19 protein-coding genes are annotated in these 21,422 nt (G+C 65.5%); 10 read left to right on the top strand and 9 right to left on the bottom strand.

The window, feature by feature from the left end:
• Position 1 precedes the first annotated feature (1 nt).
• From yidC to rpmH, 4 genes are all read right to left on the bottom strand, one after another.
• The gene (yidC, locus tag FAX90_RS13110; protein ID WP_276612351.1) at positions 2-1,804 is read right to left on the bottom strand and encodes a membrane protein insertase YidC; all 1,803 of its coding nucleotides are present in this window, start codon (positions 1,802-1,804) and stop codon (positions 2-4) included.
• Between the two features lie 47 nt (positions 1,805-1,851).
• Positions 1,852-2,061 carry a membrane protein insertion efficiency factor YidD gene (gene yidD / locus FAX90_RS13105; protein WP_144097828.1) on the bottom strand — a complete coding sequence of 70 codons (210 nt, stop codon included), beginning with the start codon at positions 2,059-2,061 and terminating at the stop codon, positions 1,852-1,854.
• Positions 2,058-2,480, bottom strand: a complete 423-nt coding sequence (rnpA, locus tag FAX90_RS13100) for a ribonuclease P protein component (RefSeq protein ID WP_144097827.1) — start codon at positions 2,478-2,480, stop codon at positions 2,058-2,060. The genes yidD and rnpA overlap by 4 nt, the downstream gene beginning before the upstream one ends.
• Positions 2,481-2,723: 243 nt before the next feature.
• Entirely contained in the window at positions 2,724-2,858 is a 135-nt protein-coding gene (gene rpmH, locus FAX90_RS13095) for a 50S ribosomal protein L34 (RefSeq protein WP_144097826.1), read from the bottom strand.
• Positions 2,859-3,070: 212 nt separating this feature from the next.
• Here rpmH and FAX90_RS13090 point away from each other — a divergent pair, with 212 nt between their 5' ends.
• On the top strand, positions 3,071-4,579 hold the full coding sequence (locus FAX90_RS13090; protein WP_144097825.1) for a YifB family Mg chelatase-like AAA ATPase: 1,509 nt from the start codon (positions 3,071-3,073) through the stop codon (positions 4,577-4,579).
• 22 nt (positions 4,580-4,601) lie between these two features.
• Here FAX90_RS13090 and FAX90_RS13085 read toward each other — a convergent pair whose 3' ends face one another.
• Positions 4,602-6,101 (bottom strand): sensor histidine kinase, encoded by a 1,500-nt coding sequence (locus FAX90_RS13085; RefSeq protein ID WP_144097824.1) that lies wholly within the window; start codon positions 6,099-6,101, stop codon positions 4,602-4,604.
• 104 nt (positions 6,102-6,205) lie between these two features.
• Between FAX90_RS13085 and FAX90_RS16710 the strand changes: the two genes are divergently transcribed.
• The 5 genes from FAX90_RS16710 (at position 6,206) to FAX90_RS13060 (ending at position 11,223) form a co-directional block, all read left to right on the top strand.
• Positions 6,206-6,883, top strand: a complete 678-nt coding sequence (locus FAX90_RS16710) for a hypothetical protein (protein WP_205700690.1) — start codon at positions 6,206-6,208, stop codon at positions 6,881-6,883.
• Between the two features lie 97 nt (positions 6,884-6,980).
• Positions 6,981-7,967 (top strand): SPFH domain-containing protein, encoded by a 987-nt coding sequence (locus FAX90_RS13075; RefSeq protein WP_144097823.1) that lies wholly within the window; start codon positions 6,981-6,983, stop codon positions 7,965-7,967.
• 6 nt (positions 7,968-7,973) lie between these two features.
• Positions 7,974-8,462 carry an NfeD family protein gene (locus FAX90_RS13070; protein WP_144097822.1) on the top strand — a complete coding sequence of 163 codons (489 nt, stop codon included), beginning with the start codon at positions 7,974-7,976 and terminating at the stop codon, positions 8,460-8,462.
• Positions 8,463-8,464: 2 nt separating this feature from the next.
• The gene (gene msrB, locus FAX90_RS13065) at positions 8,465-8,881 is read left to right on the top strand and encodes a peptide-methionine (R)-S-oxide reductase MsrB (protein ID WP_144097821.1); all 417 of its coding nucleotides are present in this window, start codon (positions 8,465-8,467) and stop codon (positions 8,879-8,881) included.
• A 95-nt stretch (positions 8,882-8,976) separates the two neighbouring features.
• Entirely contained in the window at positions 8,977-11,223 is a 2,247-nt protein-coding gene (locus FAX90_RS13060) for a transglycosylase domain-containing protein (RefSeq protein ID WP_144097820.1), read from the top strand.
• Between the two features lie 79 nt (positions 11,224-11,302).
• Here FAX90_RS13060 and FAX90_RS13055 read toward each other — a convergent pair whose 3' ends face one another.
• The 3 genes from FAX90_RS13055 to hflK all read right to left on the bottom strand — a co-directional run bounded on the left by FAX90_RS13055 (position 11,303) and on the right by hflK (position 14,980).
• The gene (locus tag FAX90_RS13055) at positions 11,303-12,838 is read right to left on the bottom strand and encodes a Do family serine endopeptidase (protein ID WP_205700689.1); all 1,536 of its coding nucleotides are present in this window, start codon (positions 12,836-12,838) and stop codon (positions 11,303-11,305) included.
• A gap of 196 nt (positions 12,839-13,034) precedes the next feature.
• Complete coding sequence (gene hflC, locus FAX90_RS13050) at positions 13,035-13,883, bottom strand: protease modulator HflC (protein WP_144097819.1); 849 nt, start codon at positions 13,881-13,883, stop codon at positions 13,035-13,037.
• The gene (gene hflK, locus FAX90_RS13045; RefSeq protein WP_144097888.1) at positions 13,883-14,980 is read right to left on the bottom strand and encodes a protease modulator HflK; all 1,098 of its coding nucleotides are present in this window, start codon (positions 14,978-14,980) and stop codon (positions 13,883-13,885) included. The genes hflC and hflK overlap by 1 nt, the downstream gene beginning before the upstream one ends.
• Before the next feature lie 398 nt (positions 14,981-15,378).
• On the opposite strand from hflK, the gene FAX90_RS13040 reads away from it, so the two are divergent.
• From FAX90_RS13040 to hemH, 3 genes are read left to right on the top strand one after another with little or no spacing between them, the layout of a single operon-like run.
• Complete coding sequence (locus FAX90_RS13040; protein ID WP_240704911.1) at positions 15,379-16,176, top strand: Mrp/NBP35 family ATP-binding protein; 798 nt, start codon at positions 15,379-15,381, stop codon at positions 16,174-16,176.
• A complete protein-coding gene (locus FAX90_RS13035) occupies positions 16,173-18,584 on the top strand; it encodes a xanthine dehydrogenase family protein molybdopterin-binding subunit (RefSeq protein ID WP_144097817.1) in 2,412 nt (803 codons plus the stop codon). The genes FAX90_RS13040 and FAX90_RS13035 overlap by 4 nt, the downstream gene beginning before the upstream one ends.
• Positions 18,585-18,593: 9 nt before the next feature.
• Complete coding sequence (gene hemH, locus FAX90_RS13030; RefSeq protein ID WP_240704900.1) at positions 18,594-19,631, top strand: ferrochelatase; 1,038 nt, start codon at positions 18,594-18,596, stop codon at positions 19,629-19,631.
• Between the two features lie 52 nt (positions 19,632-19,683).
• On the opposite strand, the gene FAX90_RS13025 is transcribed toward hemH, so the two are convergent.
• The gene (locus tag FAX90_RS13025; protein ID WP_144097816.1) at positions 19,684-20,292 is read right to left on the bottom strand and encodes an HNH endonuclease; all 609 of its coding nucleotides are present in this window, start codon (positions 20,290-20,292) and stop codon (positions 19,684-19,686) included.
• A 271-nt stretch (positions 20,293-20,563) separates the two neighbouring features.
• Between FAX90_RS13025 and gluQRS the strand changes: the two genes are divergently transcribed.
• Positions 20,564-21,421, top strand: a complete 858-nt coding sequence (gene gluQRS, locus FAX90_RS13020) for a tRNA glutamyl-Q(34) synthetase GluQRS (protein ID WP_144097815.1) — start codon at positions 20,564-20,566, stop codon at positions 21,419-21,421.
• Position 21,422: the final 1 nt, after the last annotated feature.

Below are 21,422 nucleotides of genomic sequence, written 5' to 3'. Positions count from 1 at the left end.
GTTACCCCTTGGCCTTTCCGGTCTTCTCGGCCTTTTCCTTGGCGAGGTCGGCCTTCAGCTTTTCCTTCTGCTCTTCCATCGCCGCGGCCTTCAGCTGCGGGTGACGGGCATAGAGCAGCTTCTGCTGGCCGATCGTCAGGAGGTTCGAGGTGATCCAGTAGATCAGCAGGCCCGCCGCGAAGGGCGCCATGATGAACATCATGAACCACGGCATCAGCATGAAGATCTGCTGCTGGGCCGGGTCCATCTGGGCCGGGTTCAGCTTGAACTGCAGCCACATGGTCAGGCCGAGCAGCAGGGCCAGCACGCCGATCGCCAGGAAGCCCGGCGGGTTGAAGTCGAGCAGGCCGAACAGGTTCAGGATGTGCAGCGGATCGGGCGCGGAAAGGTCCTTGATCCACAAGATGAAGGGCTGGTGGCGCATTTCGATCGCCAGCATCAGCACCTTGTACAGGGCGAAGAACACCGGGATCTGCAGGAACATCGGCAGACAGCCCGCCAGCGGGTTCACCTTTTCCTCGCGGTAGAGCTCCATCATCTTGGACTGGAGCATCTGCTTGTCGTCCTTGTACCGCTCCTGCAGCGCTTTCATCTTGGGCTGCACCGCCTTCATCGCGGCCATGGACGCGAACTGGCGCTGGGCGATGGGGAACATCACCGCGCGGACGACGACGGTCAGCAGGATGATGGCGACCCCGAAGTTGCCAACCACGCTGAACAGCCACTTGAGAAGCCAGAAGATCGGCTTTTCGAACCAGCGGAACCAGCCCCAGTCGATAGCGAGGCCGAAATTCGTGATGCCGGTATCCTCGTACATGTCGAGGACGTCGCTTTCCTTCGCCCCGGCGAAAAGCTGCGTCGTGCGCGAAACCTGCTTGCCCGCGGGTACGTTCATCGCATCGTAGATCACGTCGGACCGGAACTTGGCATCGCCCAGCGAGCGGAAGTCGGTGCTGGTCGTCGCGCCGTTCTGCGGGACGAGAGCGGAAAGCCAGTAGATGTCGGTAAAGCCTATCCAGTTGGCCGCACCCTTACCGGCGATGGTGCCCTTGTCGGCCACGTCGTCGTAGTCGTTGCCGAAATCGACCGAACCGTCGAAGGCACCGATCGGACCGGAATGGACGGTCCAGGTGTCGACGCTGGCCGTGTTGCTGGTGCGGTTGACCAGGCTGAACGGACGCACCGCGACATCGCTGCCGCCGGTATTGGCGACCGTCTGCGTGACGGTGAACATGTAGAAATCGTCGATTTCAAAGCGGATCGAGAACTTGAGGCCTTCGCCATTGTCCCAGGTCAGCGTTACCGGCGTTGCGGGCGTCAGCCGGTCGCCTTCGACCTGCCAGACCGTGTCGGGTCCGGGCAGGCGGACGTTGTCGCCGATGAAGCCGAACTGCGCGAACTGCTGCGCGGGCGTGCCTTCGGGGCTGTAGAGACGGACCGGGCCCGAATCCTTTTCAACCGTCTGACGATGGGTCTTGAGCACGAGATCGTCGATCTTCGCGCCGACCGGGTTGATCGAGCCGGCAACTTCGGGCGCGTCGATGGCAACGCGGTCCGGGCTGCCCAGCGACTGGTCAAGATCGGCCTGTTCCTCCGCGATCTGCGCGGGGTCGGTCAGGCCGCCTTCGCGCGTCCGCTTGATCTTTTCGGGCTCTTCATCGGCGGTTGCCGCGATCTCGGTCGATTCCGCCGCGACCGGCTCTTCCGGCTGCGGGTAGAAATAATTCAGACCCAGCTCCCAGCCGAGCATCAGCAGTGCGATCAGCACCACTGCCGTGATCATGTTGCGCTGGTTGTTTTCCACCTCGAAACCTTCGGTAATTTGCAGTCAGGAAATAGCGGTAATTCCGGTCAGGGAACCGGATCGTGCCCGCAGCCACCCCACGGATGGCAGCGCAATAGCCGCTTGGTCGCCAGCCAGCCACCCTTAATCGCGCCGTACTTGCGAAGCGCCTCGATCGCGTACTGCGAACAGGACGGGCTGAAGCGGCACGAAGGCGGCAAAATGGCCGAAGGGCCGATCTGCCACAGGCGGGCAATGCCGATCAGGATCCATTTCATGTGCCCTTTGTCTCCTGCCTATTGCCCTGTTTCGGGCCGTTGCGGCGCGGTCCGGGCCTGCGGCTGCGCGGCGGATCGCCCTTGCCTTCGCGCGCGCGCGACAGGGCCATGCGCAGTTCCTCGCCCAGCTTGTCGAAATCCCGCTCCACCCCGCCGTCACGGCCAATCAGGATGTGATCGTGCCCGGCAAGGCCGTGTTCGGGAAGATTGGCCCAGAGCAATTCGCGAAACCGCCGCTTCATCCGGTTGCGCACCACTGCATTGCCGATTCGCTTGGTCACGGTGATGCCATAGCGCATTGCCGCAGGGTCGAGCCCGTTGGGGCGCGCCAGCAGGACGAAACCGGGACGGGCGACCCTGATGCCGCGATTGGCGGCCAGGAAATCGGATCGCTTTCGGATGACGGTCGGTTTTGTCATGCTTGTTTGAAGGCTTGCGCCTTTGCCCTCAGACGCCGGGCGCGGACCGTCCGGTCCGCTTGGCTTCCTCGCATAAGCTCGGGCGCGCGTTCGCGCTTGCAGGTGTCGCTTCGCGCCCCGTCGTTTGTATCGGTCGGCGTAGCGTTCGGTACAAACGGCAACGGCCCGCAAACCCAGATGGGCGCGGGCCGTCGAGCAAGGCGGTGCGTCCGGATATTGCCGGACGCGGACACGCGCTTAGGCTCAGGCGCTGAGCTTCTTGCGGCCGCGGGCGCGACGGGCGCGAAGCACCTTGCGGCCACCGGGGGTGGCGGTGCGAGCGCGGAAACCGTGGCGACGCTTGCGCACGAGGTTGCTCGGCTGAAAAGTGCGCTTCATGGCGAATTCCTCAAAAATCTTCGACTGATGGCCGCATGTGCGGCACGAACAAAAAGGGCCGCCAGTGAAGGCGACCGCCTGTGTGCGTGCGCCGTTACGGGGATGGCGAAACAGAGTCAAGCATGTGGTTACATGCAAAGCGCCTCTCGACACGTGCCGATAGCCGGGTCCATGGAAGCGGCCAAGGGAAATTTCGGGGTCGTATCAAACACATGGTCGCACTTGTCCGCACCGTGGCCTATCTCGGGCTGGAGGCGCGCAGCGTAGAGGTCCAGTGCCAGCTGGCACCGGGCCTTCCGGCATTCAATATAGTCGGCCTTCCCGACAAGGCGGTGGGAGAGAGTCGCGAACGCGTTCGCGCCGCCCTTGCCGCGATGGGACTGGCCCTTCCGCCCAAGCGGATCACGATAAACCTGTCGCCCGCCGACCTGCCCAAGGAAGGATCACACTACGATCTTGCCGTCGCGTTGGCGCTGCTGGCCGCGATGGGCGTGACCGATGCCGAACAGCTGGCCGATCACGTCGTGGTGGGCGAACTCGCGCTCGACGGGCGAATCGTCGCCTCGCCCGGTGTCCTGCTGGCCGCGATGCACGCCGCGGCGGATGACAAGCGGCTGATCTGCCCGGCATCGCAAGGGGCGGAGGCCGCGTGGGCCGATGGCGAAGCGGTGATCGCCGCGCCCGACCTCATCAGCCTGCTCAACCACCTGAAAGGCACACAGCAATTGCCCGCGCCCAGTGCTGGCGCGATCGAAATGGCCGCGCCCAAGGCGGACATGAAGCAGGTCAAGGGGCAGGAAACCGCCAAGCGTGCGCTGGAAATCGCGGCGGCGGGCGGACACAACCTGCTGATGATCGGGCCGCCCGGTGCGGGCAAGTCGCTGCTGGCGTCCTGTCTGCCCGGTATCCTGCCACCGCTGACCAGCGCAGAGGCGTTGGAGACGAGCATGGTGCAGTCGGTTGCCGGGCTGTTGGAAGATGGCCGGATCAGCCGCGCCCGCCCGTTTCGCGCACCGCATCATTCCGCGTCGATGGCGGCGCTGACGGGTGGGGGTCTGAAAGTGAAGCCGGGCGAAGTCAGCCTGGCGCATCTGGGCGTCCTGTTCCTCGACGAACTGCCCGAGTTTCAGCGCGCCGTACTCGATTCGCTGCGCCAGCCGCTGGAAACCCGCGAGGTCAGCGTGGCGCGCGCCAATGCGCACGTGACTTTCCCGGCCAACGTGCAGTTGATCGCGGCGATGAACCCGTGCCGGTGCGGACACCTGGGCGATCCGGCGCTGGCCTGTTCGCGGGCCCCGAAATGCGCGGCCGATTACCAGTCCAAGGTGTCCGGCCCGCTGCTCGACCGGATCGATCTTCACGTCGAGGTCGATCCCGTGTCGGCCCGCGACCTTGCCCTGCCGCCGCCGGTGGAAGGCAGCGCGCAGGTCGCCGCCCGCGTGGCGAGGGCGCGCGACGTTCAGACCGCGCGGCTGGAAGGGACTGCCGCGCGTACCAATGCCGACCTTGATGGCGAGGCGCTGGACGCTTTCGCCCAGCCGGACGAGGACGGGCGAAAGCTCCTGATGCAGGCGGCAGATGCCATGCGGCTTTCGGCGCGCGGCTATGTCCGTATCCTGCGCGTGGCGCGCACGATCGCCGACCTTGCCGGCGCGCCGGACATCGGGCGCATCCACATCGCAGAGGCGCTCAGCTATCGCCGTCAGCCGCCAAGGGCCTGACGGCTTTTATACTACAAGAGGGTCAGGCGCCGACTTGCGACATCGGTGCCGCGATCGTCACCAGCAATCCGTTGTGGTCGTAGACCACATCGACCTCTCCATCGGGCGCGATGCCGCGTTCGATGAGCCGTGCGCCAAGGCCCTTCCGGTCGGGCGCAATGACCGTGGGGCCGCCGCTTTCCATCCATCCGATCACCAGCCAGTCCTCGTCCTCGCGCTTTTCGGTCGAGACTTTCATGCTCACGCGGCCTTCCGGCCCCGAAAGCGCGCCGTACTTCATCGCGTTGGTGCCCAGTTCGTGCATCAGCATCGAAAGCACCAGTGTCGATCGTGAGGCCAGTTTCACATCGGGGCCGGACCGGTCGACCCGTTCGCCGATGGAGAGGCGGGACAGGACGCCTTCGGCCAGTTCCATCACGCCCGCCGCGGCCTGCGTACGGCTGAGCAGGATATCGTGCGCGGTCGCCAACGCGGACACGCGGCGATTAAACTCGTGCACCGGTTCCGGATCGGGAATCTGCCGCATGGTGTGCCCGGCAATCGCCTGGACCAGGGCCAGCGTGTTTTTCAGCCGGTGCGAAATCTCGTTATTGATCGCGCGCTGTTCGGTGACGTCGCCGACCACGCCGGTCAACCCGACGACATTGCCGCGATCGTCGCGAATGGGCTGCGTGCGCACTTCGATCCACCGTTCTGCATTGTCGTTGGCACGGCGGATCGCGAATTCGCCCCGATCGACCTCCGCCGAACGCAGGGCAGCGCTGATCGCCTCGGAACCCCCGACAAGCCGGTTCACTTCATCGATCGAGTAGGATGTCGCTTCCTCGAGCCCGTGGATGCGCCAGAATTCGCGCGTGCCGACAATGCGCTCTTGCGCGAAGTCGACTTCGAAGGCGCCGACGTTGCCCGCCTCCTCGGCCAGTTGCAGGCGTTCGAGGGCGCGGCGCTGCACTTCGGCCTCGGCACGCTCATGCTCGATCGCGGCGTCCTTGTCCCGGATCGACTTGCGCAGCTCGAACTGGCTGATGACCTGGTTCGCCAGCGCCTGGAGCGAACGTTGCTGATCGCTGGTTAGGCCGGCTTCTCGAACCTGCGTATCGATCACGCAGAGCATCCCGATCGCCGTCCCGCGCGGCGTGACGAGCGGGGCGCCGGCGTAGAAACGGATGCAAGGATCGTCCTTCACCAGCGGATTGTCGCGCGTGCGTGGATCGGCGGAGAGATCGGGGATGATCAGCAAGTTGCGCGAGGCAAGGCCGTGACGGCAAACCGAGGACCCCAGCGGCGTTTCGCAGCCATCGAAACCGACACGTGCCTTGAACCACTGGCGATGGTCGTCGACGAGGCTGACGAGCGCGACGGGCGTTTCGCAGGCGTTCTTGGCCAGGAACACGATATCGTCGAAACTGCGCTCGGCCTCGGTATCGAGGATATCGTACGCGTCAAGCTCGGCAAGACGCCGATCCGCATCGTCGACACCGCCGAGGGCGGGGCCGTTCATATCCTCAGGGTTGTACGCCATTGCAGGTCGTAGATAGCCTCAAAAACCGCGAGATCAAATGACAACCATGTCAGTCCCTCAGACAATTTGACCCCGCCTATGCTTTCAGGGCAACAATCGCCGCGATGATCAGTCTCTTACCGCACCTCATGGCTTTTGCCGCCCCTTTGTTCTTGCTGCAGGGTACGCCGGATAGTCCCGTGCTCTCGGCAGAAAACCGCGCCGCCGTCCGCTGTTCGGCGGCCTTTGCCATCGTTGCGGGAGAACAGCAGCGCGGGGCGATGCAGGATTATCCGCCGCTGGGCTGGCGCGGCCGCGAATACATGGTGCGCACCGGCGCGGCGCTGATTGATGCAGGGTGGAGCAAGGAGCAGGTGGCAGGCGCCATGCGCGATGCGGCAGCCGGACTTCAGGCGCAGGCGGTTCAGGAAGGCGATGCCGACGGCGTTCTGGCTGCGGTCATGCCGCCCTGCCTGTCGCTTCTCGATGCCAGGGTCGAACCGCTGATCGAGCCGAACCTGGCGCAGTGCGCCGCGATCCTGCGCATGTCCTATGAAGAGGTTCACAATACCGAGGGGCTGAGCAATCGGGCCAAGGACCTGCTGACGCTGACCACGGTGCTGGAATCGCGCGCTCGCCGCGAACTGGCGCAGCAGGGCCGTACGCAAGGCGAGGCCGATGCGGTGCTTGCGGTGGAGGCGAAAAGCGTGGCCGAAACCGCGCAGGCGCCCGGCGGGGTGCAGCGCTATGACATCGGCACCTGTTTCCAACTGGCCAAGCCGGAGGAAAAGACGCACTATTGACCCACACGCGGCAGCAAGCGACTGTCGGCAATGAAATATCGTGCGTGCCGGCCCGCGGATCGGCGGTCACGCGCGGGGTAAACGGGGGTCGAAACGCATGGATCTGTTTCTCATCGTCCTGCTGGTGGTGCTGGTCATCTTTCTGTTCAGCAGCGTGCGTGTCGTGCGGCAGGGTTACGTCTACACGATCGAACGGATGGGCCGCTTTACCAAGCCTGCCAATCCGGGCCTTCATATCATCGTGCCGCTGATCGACCGCGTCGGGCACAAGATCAACATGATGGAACAAGTCCTCGACATTCCGGGGCAGGAAATCATCACCAAGGACAACGCGATGGTCGGCGTGGATGCCGTCGTGTTCTTCCAGGTGCTGGACGCGGGCAAGGCGGCTTATGAAGTGTCGGGCCTGCAGAACGCGATCCAGGCGCTGACGACCACGAACCTGCGCACCGTGATGGGCTCGATGGATCTTGATGAAACCCTGTCGAAGCGGGACGACATCAACGCGCGCCTGCTTTCGGTGGTGGACCATGCGACTTCGCCGTGGGGCGTGAAAGTGACCCGCGTGGAGATTATGGATATCCGCCCGCCGCGTGACATTTCCGACGCCATGGCCCGCCAGATGAAGGCGGAACGCCTGAAGCGTGCCCAGATCCTTGAGGCTGAGGGCGACCGCTCCGCCGCGATCCTGCGTGCCGAGGGTGAAAAACAGAGCCGGATCCTCGATGCCGAAGGCCGCAAGGAATCGGCCTTCCGCGATGCCGAGGCGCGCGAACGCGAAGCGCAGGCCGAGGCCGAGGCGACCCGCGTCGTGTCCGAGGCGATCGCGTCTTCGGGTACGCAGGCGCTGAACTACTTCGTCGCGCAGAAATATGTCGAGGCGGTGGAAGGGTTCGCGACGTCACCCAATGCCAAGACCATCCTGTTCCCGGTCGAGGCGACGCAGCTTATCGGCTCGCTAGGCGGGATCGGCGAACTGGTACGCGATGCGGTGACCCCGCCCGCAGGCGCCGCGCAGCCGGGCGATGCCGGTGCAGGCGCCCAAGCCCGCCGCCCCAGCGTTCCGCGCACTTACGGGGACTGACGGGTAATGGACTGGCTGGGCGATCTCGATGCGACTTGGCTCTGGCTGATCCTGGGGCTGGTGCTGGCCGGGGCGGAAATGATCGCGCCGGGATATTTCCTGATCTGGATGGCCTCTGCCGCGTTCCTGACCGGTCTGATCACTGCGGTCTCCGACATAGAGACCGCCATCCAGGTCCTTTCGTTCATCGTCTTTTCCGCATTCTCGGTTTTCGCCGCGCGGCGCTGGTTCGATTACGCGGGCGTGGAAACGACCGATCCGCTGATGAACGACAAGGGCGCGCGGCTGGTCGGCACCCGCGTCGTCGTGACGCAGGCTATCGACGGGGGCGAGGGGCGCGTGCGGCTGGGCGATGGCGAATGGCTGGCTCATGGCGATGATGCGCCGGTCGGCACGCGGCTGGTCGTCACCGGGCATGACGGGTCGGTCCTGCTTGTAGGGCCGGTCCCGGCTACCCATGTTCCTGCAGAACCGAAAAGCATCACGCAGGATTGATCATGACCGACAAGACCGGCCGGACAGAGGCCGAATGGCGCGAAAAGCTGAGCCCCGAGCAGTATCACGTTCTGCGTGAAGCCGGGACCGAGCGGGCCTATACCGGCAAGTACGACAAGTTCTACGAAGAGGGCGAATATTACTGCGCCGGATGCGGGCAGAAGCTGTTCGAATCCGACGCCAAGTACAATTCGGGCTGCGGCTGGCCCGCTTTCACCAAACCCAGCGAAGGCGACAGCATCACCGAACACAGCGACACCTCGTTCGGGATGGTCCGTACAGAGGTCGTCTGCTCCAACTGCGACGGCCACCTTGGCCACGTCTTTCCCGATGGCCCGCCCGAAGCGGGCGGCCTGCGGTATTGCATCAACAGCGCCGCTCTCGATTTCGAGGCGGAAAAGGATGGGTCGGGCGATTGACCGCGCACGGCTGTTCAGCCAGCGTTAGACGGATCCTGGCCATAAAGCGGCCATGTTTTATTCCCCGGCACTGCCGGGCTGACTGACGGGCGGCAATGGCCAGGCAAAAACGGCGGCGCAGCAAGCGTGAAGATAGTGGCGGCGGTTCCTTCGTGGGACGCTGGCTGAAGCGGCTGGTCCTGACCGGCGTGGTCGTCGGCCTGCTGGCCGTGGCGGCGCTGGCCATCGCGGTCTGGACGACCAAGAACTCGCTCCCCAGCTATTCCTCGCTCAAGGCCAGCGAACATGGCCAGACCATCGTCGTGCGCGCGCGCGACGGGCGCGAGATCGTGTCCATCGGGCCCAGCTACGGCCGTTGGCTGACTTACGACCAGATCCCCGATTCGATGCGCAACGCGATGATCGCGGTGGAGGATCGGCGTTTTTACGATCACTTCGGCGTCGACCCCATCGGTGTGCTTCGTTCGTTGAAAGTGCGCGTGGAGAGCGGTGCGTTCCGGCAGGGCGGGTCGACGATCACGCAGCAGCTGGCGCGCAATATCTTCCTGAACAACAACAAGACCTTTGACCGCAAGGTGCGCGAGGCGATCCTGGCACTCGCGCTCGAACGCAAGTTCACGAAAGAGCAGATCCTCGAGCTCTATCTCAACAAGGTCTATTTCGGCGGCGGTGCCTATGGAATCGATTCTGCCAGCCGACTGTTCTTCAGCCACCCGGCGGACGAACTGTCGGTAGGCGAGGCCGCGATCATCGCGGGCCTGGTCAAGGCGCCCTCGCGCTATTCGCCGACCGCCGATGCCGAAGCCGCCGTGGGCCGTGCGGGCACCGTTCTCGCGCTCATGCAGCAGCAGGGTTTCATCACGGCCGGAGAGGCGGCGGACGTCGATCTCGACACGATCGAGCTGAAACCCGAATACGGCCAGAACTCGGTGCGCTATTTCACCGACTGGGTGCTGCCGCAGCTCGACTTCATCGTGCCCGACACGTTCGAGCCGATCGAGGTGTGGACCACGCTCGACGTCGGGATGCAGCGCGCGGCGACCACCGCGATCAAGAACAACGTGCCCAAGGGCGCGCAGGGCGCCCTGGTCAGCCTCGACCGCGACGGCGCGATCCTGGCGATGGTGGGCGGCACCGACTACGTCGAAAGCAACTTCAACCGCGCGACCGATGCGCTGCGTCAGCCCGGTTCGGCATGGAAGCTGTTCGTCTATCTCGCCGCGCTGGAAGCGGGCTTCACGCCCGATACGCCGGTGGAGGACAAGCCGATCACCATCGACGGGTGGAGCCCGCGCAATTCGGGCGGCAACTATGCCGGCCTGATCGACGTGCGCGCGGCCTTTGCCTATTCCAAGAACACCGTCGCAGCACAGCTTGGCAACGACGTCGGGTTCGGCACGGTCGCTTCGATGGCGCAGCGTTTCGGGATTACTTCGCCGATTTCCACTTACCCCTCGATGGTGCTGGGCGCATCGGAAGTGCGCGTGATCGACCTGACCCGCGCCTTTGCCGCGGTTGCCGCCAAGGGCACGTCGGTCGAACCTTACGGCATCACGCGCGTCACTTCGTCGAGCGGGGAACTGCTGTATGAACGGCGCGGATCGCGCGAACAGCTTCTGGTCGCGCCCTATGTCGCGGCGCAGATGACCGACCTGCTGCAGACCGCGGTTTCCATCGGTACGGGCCGCGCGGCCCAGATCGGGCGGCCTGTCGCGGGCAAGACGGGCACGACCTCTTCGAACAAGGACGGCTGGTTCCTCGGCTTTTCCAGCGGGATCACCACCGGCGTGTGGATGGGCCGCGACGATGCGAAGCGTGTGCCCGGCCTTCAGGGCGGCACCGCGCCCGCGCGCGCCTTTGCCGATTACATGAAAGTCGCCGTGGCCAAGCGCCCGGTCGAACAGTTCGATACCGAGGTGAAACTTCCGTCATGGCAGCTGGAGCCCGACGACGAGGCATGGTTCGGCCAGCCCGGCGACTATTACTTCGTCGACGAGGAAGGCAACCGGATCGAGCCTTATGGCGGCGGGCCGGACGGCAGCTATGTCGCTCCGCCCGACGATGGCTGGCGTCCGGGCGACCCGCAACCGGGGTACGAGGACGATCGCGGCTATCGCGATGGCGGCTACGGTCCCGACGGCATGTCGCCCGCCGCGCCGCCCGCGGTGGACGAGGATTTCCTCGACCGTGCGACCGGCAAGCAGGAACCGCAGCAGGGCCGCCAGGGGCAGCAGGGTAGGCAAGGCCAGCAGGGCGCGCAGAACCGCCAGAAAAGCGGTGTCAGCACCGATGACAGCGGGGTACGCGTGATCGACGTTCAGGCGGCGCTGCGCGATCAGTGACGCAATTGCCGCGAAGGCAAAGAGAAAGGGCCGCCCCCGGCAATCGGGAGCGGCCCTTTTCTTTTAGCTTGGCGCCGGATCAACGCATGCGCAGCGGCACGTAGATCGCGGGCTGGCCGCGGCGCTGGACCCGCAGCAGGACGGCTTCGCGGCCGTCATTTTCGGCGTCGCGGACGATGCCTTCCAGGTCTTCGACCGTGGTGACGTCGCGGTAATTGGCGGTCAGAACGATGTCGCCGCGGCGCAGGCCCTTGGTGGCGGCATCCGAAGTCCCGTCGACCGCCGCGATGACGAGCCCTTCGACTTCTTCGCCCACGCCAAGCTGGCGCGCGATGTTCGCGGTGAGCGGCGTGACCGACAGGCCCAGCTTTTCCGCGATGTACGACTGGTCCCCGTCGGTGCGCGGGTTGTTGTAACCGTTGTCACCTTCGTCGTCGGGGTTGGCATAGCTTTGCGAAAGCTCTTCCTCGCTTGGCCGTGTGCCGACAGTGGCGTTCACGGTCATGCGCTTGCCGTTGCGGATGATCTCGACCGGGATGCGTGTGCCCGGTTCGACATTCGCGACGATATAGGACAGCGTCTGTTCCGGCGTGATGTCCTTGCCCGCGATGCGCATCACGACGTCACCCGCCTGCAGCCCGGCCTTGGCCGCGGCCTCGCCCGGAACGACAGACTGGATGAATTCGCCCCGGTTGTGGTCGATCCCCAGCGATGCGGCAAGGTCTTCGCTGACGGGCTGGATCTGGATGCCCAGATAGCCACGCTCGATCGCCTCGCCCGCGATCAGCTTGCGCACGATCGGTTCGGCGGTTTCCGCCGGGATGGCAAAGCCGATGCCGACGCTGCCGCCGGTGGGCGAGAAGATGGCGTTGTTGATGCCGATGACGTTGCCGCCCATGTCGAACATCGGGCCGCCCGAATTGCCGCGGTTGATCGCCGCGTCGGTCTGGAGATAGCGGTCGTAGGCCGAACCGGACCCGGTGGCGCGATATACGGCGGAGATGATCCCGCTGGTCACCGTGCCGCCAAGGCCGAAAGGATTGCCGATGGCGATGATCCAGTCACCCACGCGCGCCTGCCGGCTGTCGCCGAAATTCACGAAGGGAAACGGCTTGGCACGCTCGATCTTCAGCACGGCAAGGTCCGACTGCGGATCGGTGCCGATCAGTTCGGCATCATATTCGGTGCCGTCGGTGGTGGTCACCGTGATCGCCTCGATCGTGCCGTTGCGGCCCTGGGCCGAGACGACGTGATTGTTCGTCACGACATAGCCGTCCGCGCTCATGATGAAGCCGGAGCCCAATGACTGCGCTTCACGCGTGGTGGGCTGGCCGCCGGGGCCGCCGAACAGGCCTTCGAAGGGGGTCCCGGCAAACGGGTTCTGCCCGCCGCCGTTCACCTGCACGCGCTGGCGGGTGGAGATGTTGACCACCGCGGGCTGAAGCTGTTCGGTAAGGTCGGCAAAGCTGGCCGGGGCACCGCTGCGCGGCACCACGCGGGCCATCGTCGAATCGTCGTTCTGGGCTACCTGCGCGCCGGCGGGATAGCCGGTGGCCAGCGAAACCGCGGCTCCGCCCAGAAGCAGCGCGGTTGTGAGCGTATAGGCGTAACGCACGTTCTGATTTCCTCTTCACATCATTCCGTCATGGTGCCGCACCCCATCCCGAGGGTCCGGCCAAAGACCGTGCAGGCGGCGGGCCTGCCGGTCCGGCGAGTATGTCCCGCCCCATTCCAGCCGTTCGGGGCTTAACGCGGATTGAATGGGCATTGCCCTTTTTACGCGTTTCGCCCCTTGCGGCTCCCAAACCTGCTCAGCGTCCCGTTCCCCTGAACTGGCGCAGGTATTCGTTGTCGGGCGACAGGATGATCGAGCTGTTGTCGTCCTCGCCCGTGAACACCGCGTCATAACTCTGCATGGCGCGGTAGAAGTCGTAGAAGTTCGGGTCCCGGTTGAAGGCCGCCGCATAAGTCTGCGCGGCCTCGGCCTCGGCCTCGGCGCGGATGATCTGGGCCTGTTTCTGGCCCTGCGCGCGGATCGTGTCCGATTCCTGCTTACGCGCGGTCTGCATCCGGGTGTAGGCGGTTTCCAGCGGGCGTCCGGCGGGAAGGTCGGCGCGCTTGATGCGCACGTCGAGGACCTGCACGCCATATTCGCGCGCTTCCTTGTCGAAGCCTTCCTTGATTTCCTTCATCGCGACGCCGCGTTCGGCGGTCAGCAGCGCCTGGAAACTGCGCGTGCCCAGACGCTGACGCAGGACCGAGTTCAGGATCGGCCGCAGCTGTTCCTCGACCCGCTCGGTCGAACCGGCGGTCTGGACCAGCCTGGTCGGATCGATCACCCGGTAGCGTGCATAGGCATCCACCTCGAGGCGGCGCTGGTCGCGGCTGAGCACTTCCTGACGCTGCATGTCGACGGCAAGGATCTGGCGCGAGACGAAGACGACCCGGTCGATCAGCGGGATGCGGTACCAGATGCCCGCGCCCGAATTGCCGAAATCCTCGTTCGGTCGGTACTTGTTGACGATGGTGAGCGGCTTGCCGTTGCGCAGGATCACGGCCTGCTCGGTCTCGGGCGTGACGAACACGGTCGAAAGCGCGGCGACGACGAAGAGCCCGCCTGCGATGATCCACGCCTTATAACGTTGCCAGACGTGTTCCATCACTGGTCTCCTTCGCTGGAGGAGGACGAGTTCTTGCGGCGCACTTCGGGCAGCGGCAGGTAGGGCACGACGCCGTCGGCTTCGATGATGGTCTTGTCGGTCTGTTTCAGGACACGTTCCATGGTTTCGTAATACATGCGGCGCTTCGTCACTTCAGGCGCGAGGCGGTATTCGTCGTAGACCTTGTTGAAGGCGGTCGCCTCACCCTCTGCGCGGGCGGTGACCTGTTCGGCCCATGCGCGCGCGCGGTTGATGTCGGACTGCGCATCCTGTTGCGCGGCAAGGACTTCGCGGAAAGCATCGACCACGGCTGTCGGCGGGTCGGCCTTCTTGATTTCCACGCCCTGAACGGCAACGCCGGCGCCATAGGCGTCGAGGAACGCCTGCATGCGCGACCGCACGGCCTGTTCGACTTGCGCACGCCCCGAACCGGACAGCGCATCGTCAAGCGTCACTTCCGCGATAGAGGCGCGCATGGCGGCTTCGGCCACTTCCTTCACGGTCTGATCGGGGTTGTCGATCTGGAAGGTGTATTTCTTCAGGTCCTTGATGTTCCAGCGCACGATGTACGACAGGTCGACAAGGTTCTGATCCCCGGTCAGCATCAGCTTCTCGGCCTCGCCCTCGGGGATGGTGTCGGTGCGGATCGAGGTCACGTCCTCGATCTCCACGTTCTGGATCGGCCAGGGCAGCGTGAACTTGAGGCCCGGCCCCATCGTGCGCGAATAACGACCCGCCGTGGTGACGAGCCCTTCTTCCTTCGGCCCGATCTGGTGGACGCCGGAAATCAGCAGCCAGAGCGCGACCACGCCGATTAGGATCAGCGGGGTCCAGCTTTTCCCGCCGGGCGCCTGCGGCATACGCGGAAAACCGCCGCCGCCACCGCCGCCCATGCGGGCCTGCCGGTGTTTGAACAGGTCTTCGATGTTTGCGGCCTTGCGCGGGCCGGAGGCATTTTCCTCCCCGCCCGGAAGCCAGGGGTTGCGCGGCTTGCTGCCCCCCTCGGACACCGGCGGAGGCGTTGCGCCACCGTCCGGTCCCGCACCGTCGTTATCGTCGCCGCCGGGCGCGGAGCCCCACGGGCTCTTACCGGCCATGGCCAAAATGCCGTCCTTCAAGGACCCACCCTTTTTCGTCATGCATCTCTTATAGGTATCGTCACGGGCAAAAACAGGGGGTTCGGCATTGGATTTTTGCGTCAATGGTGCAAGAGGCCCATTGAGGTATCCCGCAAAGGCCGCGGGGAACGCCCATTACCGAGCACAAGGGCCACAATGGCCGACTGGACGCAGCGATGACTTCCGATGAAACCGCAATCCGCAAGGCACTGGAGGCCGCAGCAGGCGACAGGCTCGCCAGCTTCCGGCTGGGCAAGGACGCGACGACGATCGTGCTGGAGGTCGGCGGGCTGGACCAACTGGGCCGTGACAAGCTGGAGATCGCGGTGCGCGGTGCGGTTCGCGGTTTCGACCTGCCGCCGCTGCGCATCGCGCAGATGGCGGAACGCGGCGACGGCCCGCCGCCAAGGCGCGGGCCCCGCATCATCGCGGTGGGTTCGGGCAAGGGCGGCGTGGGCAAGTCGACCGTGTCGGCCAATATCGCCGTCGCGCTGGCGCGCATGGGGGTGAAAGTCGGGCTGGTCGATGCCGACATCTACGGCCCGTCTCAGCCCCGCCTGATGGCGAGCGAGGGCGAACGCCCGCAAGCCAAGGACAAGAAGCTGATTCCCGTCGCCACCCGTTACGGGGTGCCGATGCTGTCGATGGGGCACCTTGCCGAACCGGGTCAGGCCATCGCGTGGCGCGGGCCGATGGCGGGCAATGCGCTGGCGCAGTTGATCGACGCGGAATGGGGCGACGTCGATACGCTGATCGTCGACTTGCCGCCGGGCACCGGCGACGTGCAGCTGACCATGATCCAGCGGTTCAAGCCCGATGGCGCCGTCATCGTTTCCACCCCTCAGGACCTGGCCCTGATGGACGCCACCCGCGCCATCGGCCTGTTCGACAAGGCAGATGTGCCAGTGATCGGGATGGTCGAGAACATGGCCGGGTACGTGTGTCCCCATTGCGGAGAGGAAAGCGATCCTTTCGGCAGCGGCGGCGCCGAAGCGGCGGCAAGGACGATGGGTTACGATTTCCTGGGTCGCATCCCGCTTACCATCGATATCCGCACCGATAGCGACGCGGGCCGTCCGCCTGCCGCCGGTGACGGCCCGGTTGCCGACAGGTTCACCGATATCGCGCGTCAGATCGCCGAAAAGGCGGAGATCGTGGAGACTGCCGGAGCATGAAGGTTTCGCGGCGCAAGCTTCTGATCGGCGCCGCGGCCGGCGGCGGTTTGATCGCGGCCTATGCCCTTTTGCCGCGCGACTATCCGGTGCCGCTTTCGGCCGGAGAGGGTGAGCAGGCCTATAACGCCTGGATCAAGATCAACCGGTCCGGCGTCGTCACCGTCGCCGTCCCGCAGCTGGAAATGGGGCAGGGCATCACGACCCTGCTGCCCCGCATCGCGGCCGAGGAACTGGGCGCCGACTGGCGGCAGGTCGCGGTAGAGCCTGCGGCGATCAGCCCGGCCTATGCCGATCCGGTGCTTGCCGCGCGGTGGGGCGGATTGCGCGATACGTGGCTGCCGTCCTTTGCCGACGATCCCGACGATTTCCTTGCGAAGAACTTCGCCAACCAGACGCGCCTGATGGCAACGGCCGAAGGCACCGCCATCCCCGCCTATGAAATGCCGATCCGCGAAGCGGCTGCCGGGGTGCGCGCGGTTCTGGCCATGGCGGCGGCCGAACGCTGGGGCGTGGCGTTCGAGGAATGCGAGGCCCGCGACGGTTTCATCGTCCACGGCGAAAAGCAGCTGCGCTTTGGCGAACTGGCGGACGAGGCGGCACAGTTTTCCCCGCCCAGCCCGCCGATCCTGCGCCCTGATCCGATGAGCGATGCCTCACCCGATCTTGCCGCCGCGGTCGGCTCTTACCCGCGCCTCGACGGACCGTCCAAGGTCGACGGGTCGTTTCGTTTTGCCGGTGACATCCGCCTGCCCGGCATGGTCTTTGCGGCTATCGCGCACGGCCCTCTCGCCGATTCCGCGCTGGACGTTTTCGACGCGGACGGAGGCAAGGGCGTTACCGGCTATATCGGAAGGGTCGAGGGCGATTCCTGGCTTGCCGCCGTGGGGTCCAGCCAATGGGCCGCCGAAAAGGCGCTGCGCCGGATGAAGCCGCGGTTCAAGACCGGGCGCGGGCTGCCCGACGATGCGACCATTGCCGAAGGGCTTGAACGCGCAGTGGCTGAAGGAACCGCCGAAACGATGTTCGAGCGGGGCGAGACTGATGTCGCGCTGGAAGGGCTGGGCGCGATAGAGGCGCGCTACTCCATCGCGCCTGCGCTGCACGGCACGATCGAAACCGCGACCGCGACCGCGCGGTTTCAGTCCGGCAGGCTGGAAATCTGGGCCCCGTCGCAGGCCCCCGAACAGGCGCGCGAACATGCCGCCGCCGCCGTCGGCCTGCCGGTGGAGGATGTCGTCCTCTATCCCGTGGGCGCGGGCGGCAGTTTCGATGCCCGCCTCGATTGCCGCATTCTGCGCGAAGCCGCCGCGATCGCGCGCGCGTTGGGCCGCCCGGTCCAGCTGACCTATTCGCGCTGGCAGGAACACCTGACCGCTCTGCCGCGCCCGCCCGCCGTGGCGCACGTGAAGGCGATCACCGGCCCGCAGGGGACGATCCACGCATGGCACGGCCGCTTTGCCTGCCAGCCCGGCGCGCGCGAGATGTATGCACGCCTTTTCGAGGACATGACGCCCGAACGCGCGATGGACGCCAGCGAAGGCCAGAACGATCCGGCCAACCTGTTCGGAATGTCTCCGCCCTATGCGATCGACAACGTGCGTATCGAAAGCCTGTCCGCCGATACCGGCCTTCCCGCCGGGCGCTTGCGCGGCAATGCCGAGGCGCGGGCCTGTTTCGTCACCGAAAGCTTTTTCGACGAAGTGGCGGGTGCGGCGGGTGAAGAACCGCTGGCCTATCGCATGGCGATGCTGGGCGGAAATCCCCGCATGGCCGAATGCCTGCAGGGCGCGGCGCAACTGGGCGAATGGGACGGCGGCGGCGAAGGCACGGCGCAAGGCATCGCCTGCTGGCAGATGGTCGATCCCGCAGGCCGCGAAGGCGGCGGCGGGCGCATCGCGGTTGTCGTCAGGGCCCGGCCCGGCGAAAACGGGGTGGAAGTATCGTCCATCGCCGCGTGGTGCGACATCGGGCGCATCCTGCATTACGAAATCGCGCTTCAGCAGATCGAGGGCGGATTGCTGTTCGGCATGAACCAGGCATTGGGCATGGGTGTGTCCTACAAGGGCGGGCTGCCGCAGGAGCAGACGCTGGCCTCGCTCAGGCTTGCCGGGCTGTCACGGCTTCCGGAAATCAGCGTCGGTTTCGCCCAGAACGACGCGCCGCCCTTCGATCCGGGTGAAATCGGCATGGTCGCGGTCGCCCCGGCGATCGCCAATGCCTTGCGTGCGGCCACCGGCACGCGGTTCCGCGACCTGCCGATCCCGCTCGCGCAGACGACACTGGCGCCGATTCCGGCGCCCAGCGAGGCCCCTGCGCCCGAGGCGACAGAGGCAGCGGAAGGGGGCGATGCCGCAGGCGTGCCCGAACCCGAACCGTCGGAGCTTCCCGACGGTACGCTTGCGGAATAGGGAGCGAACATGGACAGTAAACCCGGCACCCCGATGAACCGGCCCGCCGACCACCCCGCAGCGCCGACCGGCAAAGTCGCGGTCCTGCTCGTCAACCTGGGCACGCCCGACGCGCCCGATCCCGGCGCGGTAAAGCGCTATCTCGGCGAATTCCTGTCGGACCGCCGCGTGGTCGAAATTTCCCCGCTCATCTGGCAGCCGATCCTGCGCGGTATCATCCTCAACACCCGTCCGAAGAAGTCCGCCCACGCCTATTCGCAGGTATGGGACGAGGAAGGCTCGCCGCTGGCCGCGATCACCGCGCGCCAGGCAGGGGCGCTTCAGGAACGGCTGGGCGAGGGGGTGAAGGTCGACTGGGCCATGCGGTACGGCAATCCCTCGATCGCGGCGAAAGTGACCGCGCTGAAGGACGAAGGCTACGACCGTATCCTGTTCGCGCCGTTATACCCGCAGTATTCGGGCGCGACGACGGCCACGGCGGTCGATGCGCTGGGCAAGGCGCTGGCCGAAATGCGCTGGCAGCCCGCCGTCCGCACTTTGCCGCCTTACCACGATCACCCGGCCTATATCGCAGCGCTAAAGGACGACATCACGCGCCAGTTGTGGAACACTTCGCCCGCGCCCGATGTCCTTCTACTCAGCTTTCACGGGATGCCCGAACGCACGCTGCACCTGGGCGATCCCTATCACTGCCATTGCCGCAAGACCGCGCGCCTGCTGGCAGCTGCGCTGGCGCCGGAATTTCCGAACATGCGCGTCGACACGACGTTCCAGTCCCGCTTCGGCAAGGCCAAGTGGCTGGAACCTGCGACCGACCTGATGATCGAGGCGGAGGCGAAGGCCGGAACGCGGTCCATGGCCGTGGCGATGCCCGGTTTCTCGGCTGATTGCCTCGAAACGCTGGAGGAAATCGCGCTGCAGGGCCGCGACACGTTCTGCGACAACGGCGGTGAAAACTACGTCGCGCTGACCTGCCTAAACGATACGCAGGCCGGGATGGACATGCTGGAAACGCTGATCCGCACCGAACTGGGCGGCTGGATCTAGACGCGACAAGGGACGATTTTCGCTGAGAGGCCGCCCGAGGGGAAATCCCCTCTTACTCTTCCAGTTCGATGTCCCAGTAGAGCCAGTCCCGCCACGTTTCGTGCAGGTAGTTGGGCGGGAATCCCTTGCCGCGTTCCTGCAGTTGCCAGCTGGTCGGCCTGATCGGCGGAACCTGCAGGGCCATGTGCGCCTGTTTCGGTGTGCGCCCGCCCTTCTTCATGTTGCACGGCGCGCAGGCGGTGACGATGTTTTCCCAGCTGGTGACCCCGCCTAGACGGCGCGGGATGACGTGATCGAAGGTTAGGTGATGCTGGCTGCCGCAGTACTGGCAGGAAAACCGGTCGCGCAGGAACAGGTTGAAGCGCGTGAAGGCGGGAAATTCCGACGGCTTCACATATTGCTTCAATGCGATCACCGACGGGATCTGCATGTCGAGCGAGGGCGAGTGGACCTGCCGATCGTAGCTGGCGACGACATCGACCCGGTCGAGGAAGATCGCCTTGATCGCGGTCTGCCATGGCCAGAGGCTTAGAGGGTAATAGGACAGCGGCGTGTAGTCGGCATTCAGAACCAGAGCCGGGCAATTGTTGAGCTTGCGTGTCGGATCGCCGTCCGCACTCGACAACCTTGCCCTGGATTCTATCAGACCGGACTGGAACATCGCCGTATTCGCCCCCCTGTCAGCCGCGTCATGCCGGCAGGGCCAGGGATACTGCAAACCCCAATGGGGTCGGCAGGGGCACCGCCGTTTCGGTTCGCGCTTTCGCAGGCGAGCATGACCGGTTGATGACGCATCGCATCAGGAAATCAGCATGAAGGGACGATTTGGGCAAGAGGGTCGCGCACAGGCTATCCACAGTCCTGTTCACAGGCTTGTCCGCAGATTGCCCACAGGCTGTTCCACAGCGGCCATGGGCGCTAGATCACGGGGCATGGAGACCGTCACCCGCTTTGCGCCGAGCCCGAACGGACCGCTGCACCTTGGCCATGCGTTTTCCGCGATCGTCGCGCATGACATCGCGCGGGCTAGGGGCGGGCGGTTTCTCGTCAGGATCGAGGATATCGACGGGGCGCGCAGCCGGGCCGAATTTGCCGAGGGTGCGCTGGCCGACCTTGCGTGGCTCGGCCTCGACTGGGACGGCGAAGCGATTCGCCAGTCGGACCGCATTGCCAGCCATGCCGAGGCGCTGGACCGGTTGAAGGGGATGGGGCTGGTCTATCCCTGCACTTGCACCCGCGCCCAGATCGCGGCGGCCGCGGTCGCGACCGGACCCGACGGGCCGGTCTATCCCGGCACCTGCCGTCATGCCGCTATCGATCCCGCTGTGCCCGCCGCGTGGCGGCTCGACATGGCGCAGGCGATGGCGCGCACCGGTCCGCTGACGTGGACCGACGAACTGGCGGGTGAACAGCAGGCGCGGCCCGACCTGTTCGGTGATGTCGTGCTGGCGCGAAAGGATGCGCCGGGCAGCTATCACCTCGCCGTGACCGTCGACGATGCGCGCGACGGGATCACGCTGGTCACGCGTGGGGCGGACCTGTTCGCCTCCACGCACGTGCACCGCCTGCTTCAGGCGCTGCTGGGCCTGCCGGTGCCGCGCTGGCACCACCATGCGCTTCTGGTCGAGGCGGACGGCGAGAAACTGGCCAAGCGGCGCGGCTCGCCCGCGCTTTCGGACCGCCGCGCGGCGGGGCAGGACGGACTGGCACTGGCCGCGGACATCAGGGCGGGGCGTTTCCCCGAAGACCTGTCACTTTCGGGACTCGAAATCTCCACGAAAAACCCCTAAC

It is taken from the genome of Croceicoccus sediminis (assembly GCF_007570835.1).
Classification (GTDB): Bacteria; Pseudomonadota; Alphaproteobacteria; order Sphingomonadales; family Sphingomonadaceae; genus Croceicoccus; species Croceicoccus sediminis.
Note: the sequence above shows the minus strand (reverse complement) of the source record. Positions and strands in the feature narration are given on the sequence as shown.

Bases quoted from the DNA above. Each gene is read 5' to 3' on its own strand.
- gluQRS (WP_144097815.1), top strand. From the start codon at position 20,564: ATGGAGACCGTCACCCGCTTTGCGCCGAGCCCGAACGGACCGCTGCAC.
- hemH (WP_240704900.1), top strand. From the start codon at position 18,594: ATGGACAGTAAACCCGGCACCCCGATGAACCGGCCCGCCGACCACCCC.
- FAX90_RS13060 (WP_144097820.1), top strand. From the start codon at position 8,977: ATGGCCAGGCAAAAACGGCGGCGCAGCAAGCGTGAAGATAGTGGCGGC.
- rpmH (WP_144097826.1), bottom strand. From the start codon at position 2,858: ATGAAGCGCACTTTTCAGCCGAGCAACCTCGTGCGCAAGCGTCGCCAC.
- FAX90_RS13070 (WP_144097822.1), top strand. From the start codon at position 7,974: ATGGACTGGCTGGGCGATCTCGATGCGACTTGGCTCTGGCTGATCCTG.
- rnpA (WP_144097827.1), bottom strand. From the start codon at position 2,480: ATGACAAAACCGACCGTCATCCGAAAGCGATCCGATTTCCTGGCCGCC.
- FAX90_RS13040 (WP_240704911.1), top strand. From the start codon at position 15,379: ATGGCGGAACGCGGCGACGGCCCGCCGCCAAGGCGCGGGCCCCGCATC.
- yidD (WP_144097828.1), bottom strand. From the start codon at position 2,061: ATGAAATGGATCCTGATCGGCATTGCCCGCCTGTGGCAGATCGGCCCT.
- hflC (WP_144097819.1), bottom strand. From the start codon at position 13,883: ATGGAACACGTCTGGCAACGTTATAAGGCGTGGATCATCGCAGGCGGG.
- FAX90_RS13035 (WP_144097817.1), top strand. From the start codon at position 16,173: ATGAAGGTTTCGCGGCGCAAGCTTCTGATCGGCGCCGCGGCCGGCGGC.
- FAX90_RS13085 (WP_144097824.1), bottom strand. From the start codon at position 6,101: ATGGCGTACAACCCTGAGGATATGAACGGCCCCGCCCTCGGCGGTGTC.
- FAX90_RS13025 (WP_144097816.1), bottom strand. From the start codon at position 20,292: ATGTTCCAGTCCGGTCTGATAGAATCCAGGGCAAGGTTGTCGAGTGCG.
- FAX90_RS13075 (WP_144097823.1), top strand. From the start codon at position 6,981: ATGGATCTGTTTCTCATCGTCCTGCTGGTGGTGCTGGTCATCTTTCTG.
- FAX90_RS13090 (WP_144097825.1), top strand. From the start codon at position 3,071: ATGGTCGCACTTGTCCGCACCGTGGCCTATCTCGGGCTGGAGGCGCGC.
- msrB (WP_144097821.1), top strand. From the start codon at position 8,465: ATGACCGACAAGACCGGCCGGACAGAGGCCGAATGGCGCGAAAAGCTG.
- FAX90_RS16710 (WP_205700690.1), top strand. From the start codon at position 6,206: ATGATCAGTCTCTTACCGCACCTCATGGCTTTTGCCGCCCCTTTGTTC.
- hflK (WP_144097888.1), bottom strand. From the start codon at position 14,980: ATGGCCGGTAAGAGCCCGTGGGGCTCCGCGCCCGGCGGCGACGATAAC.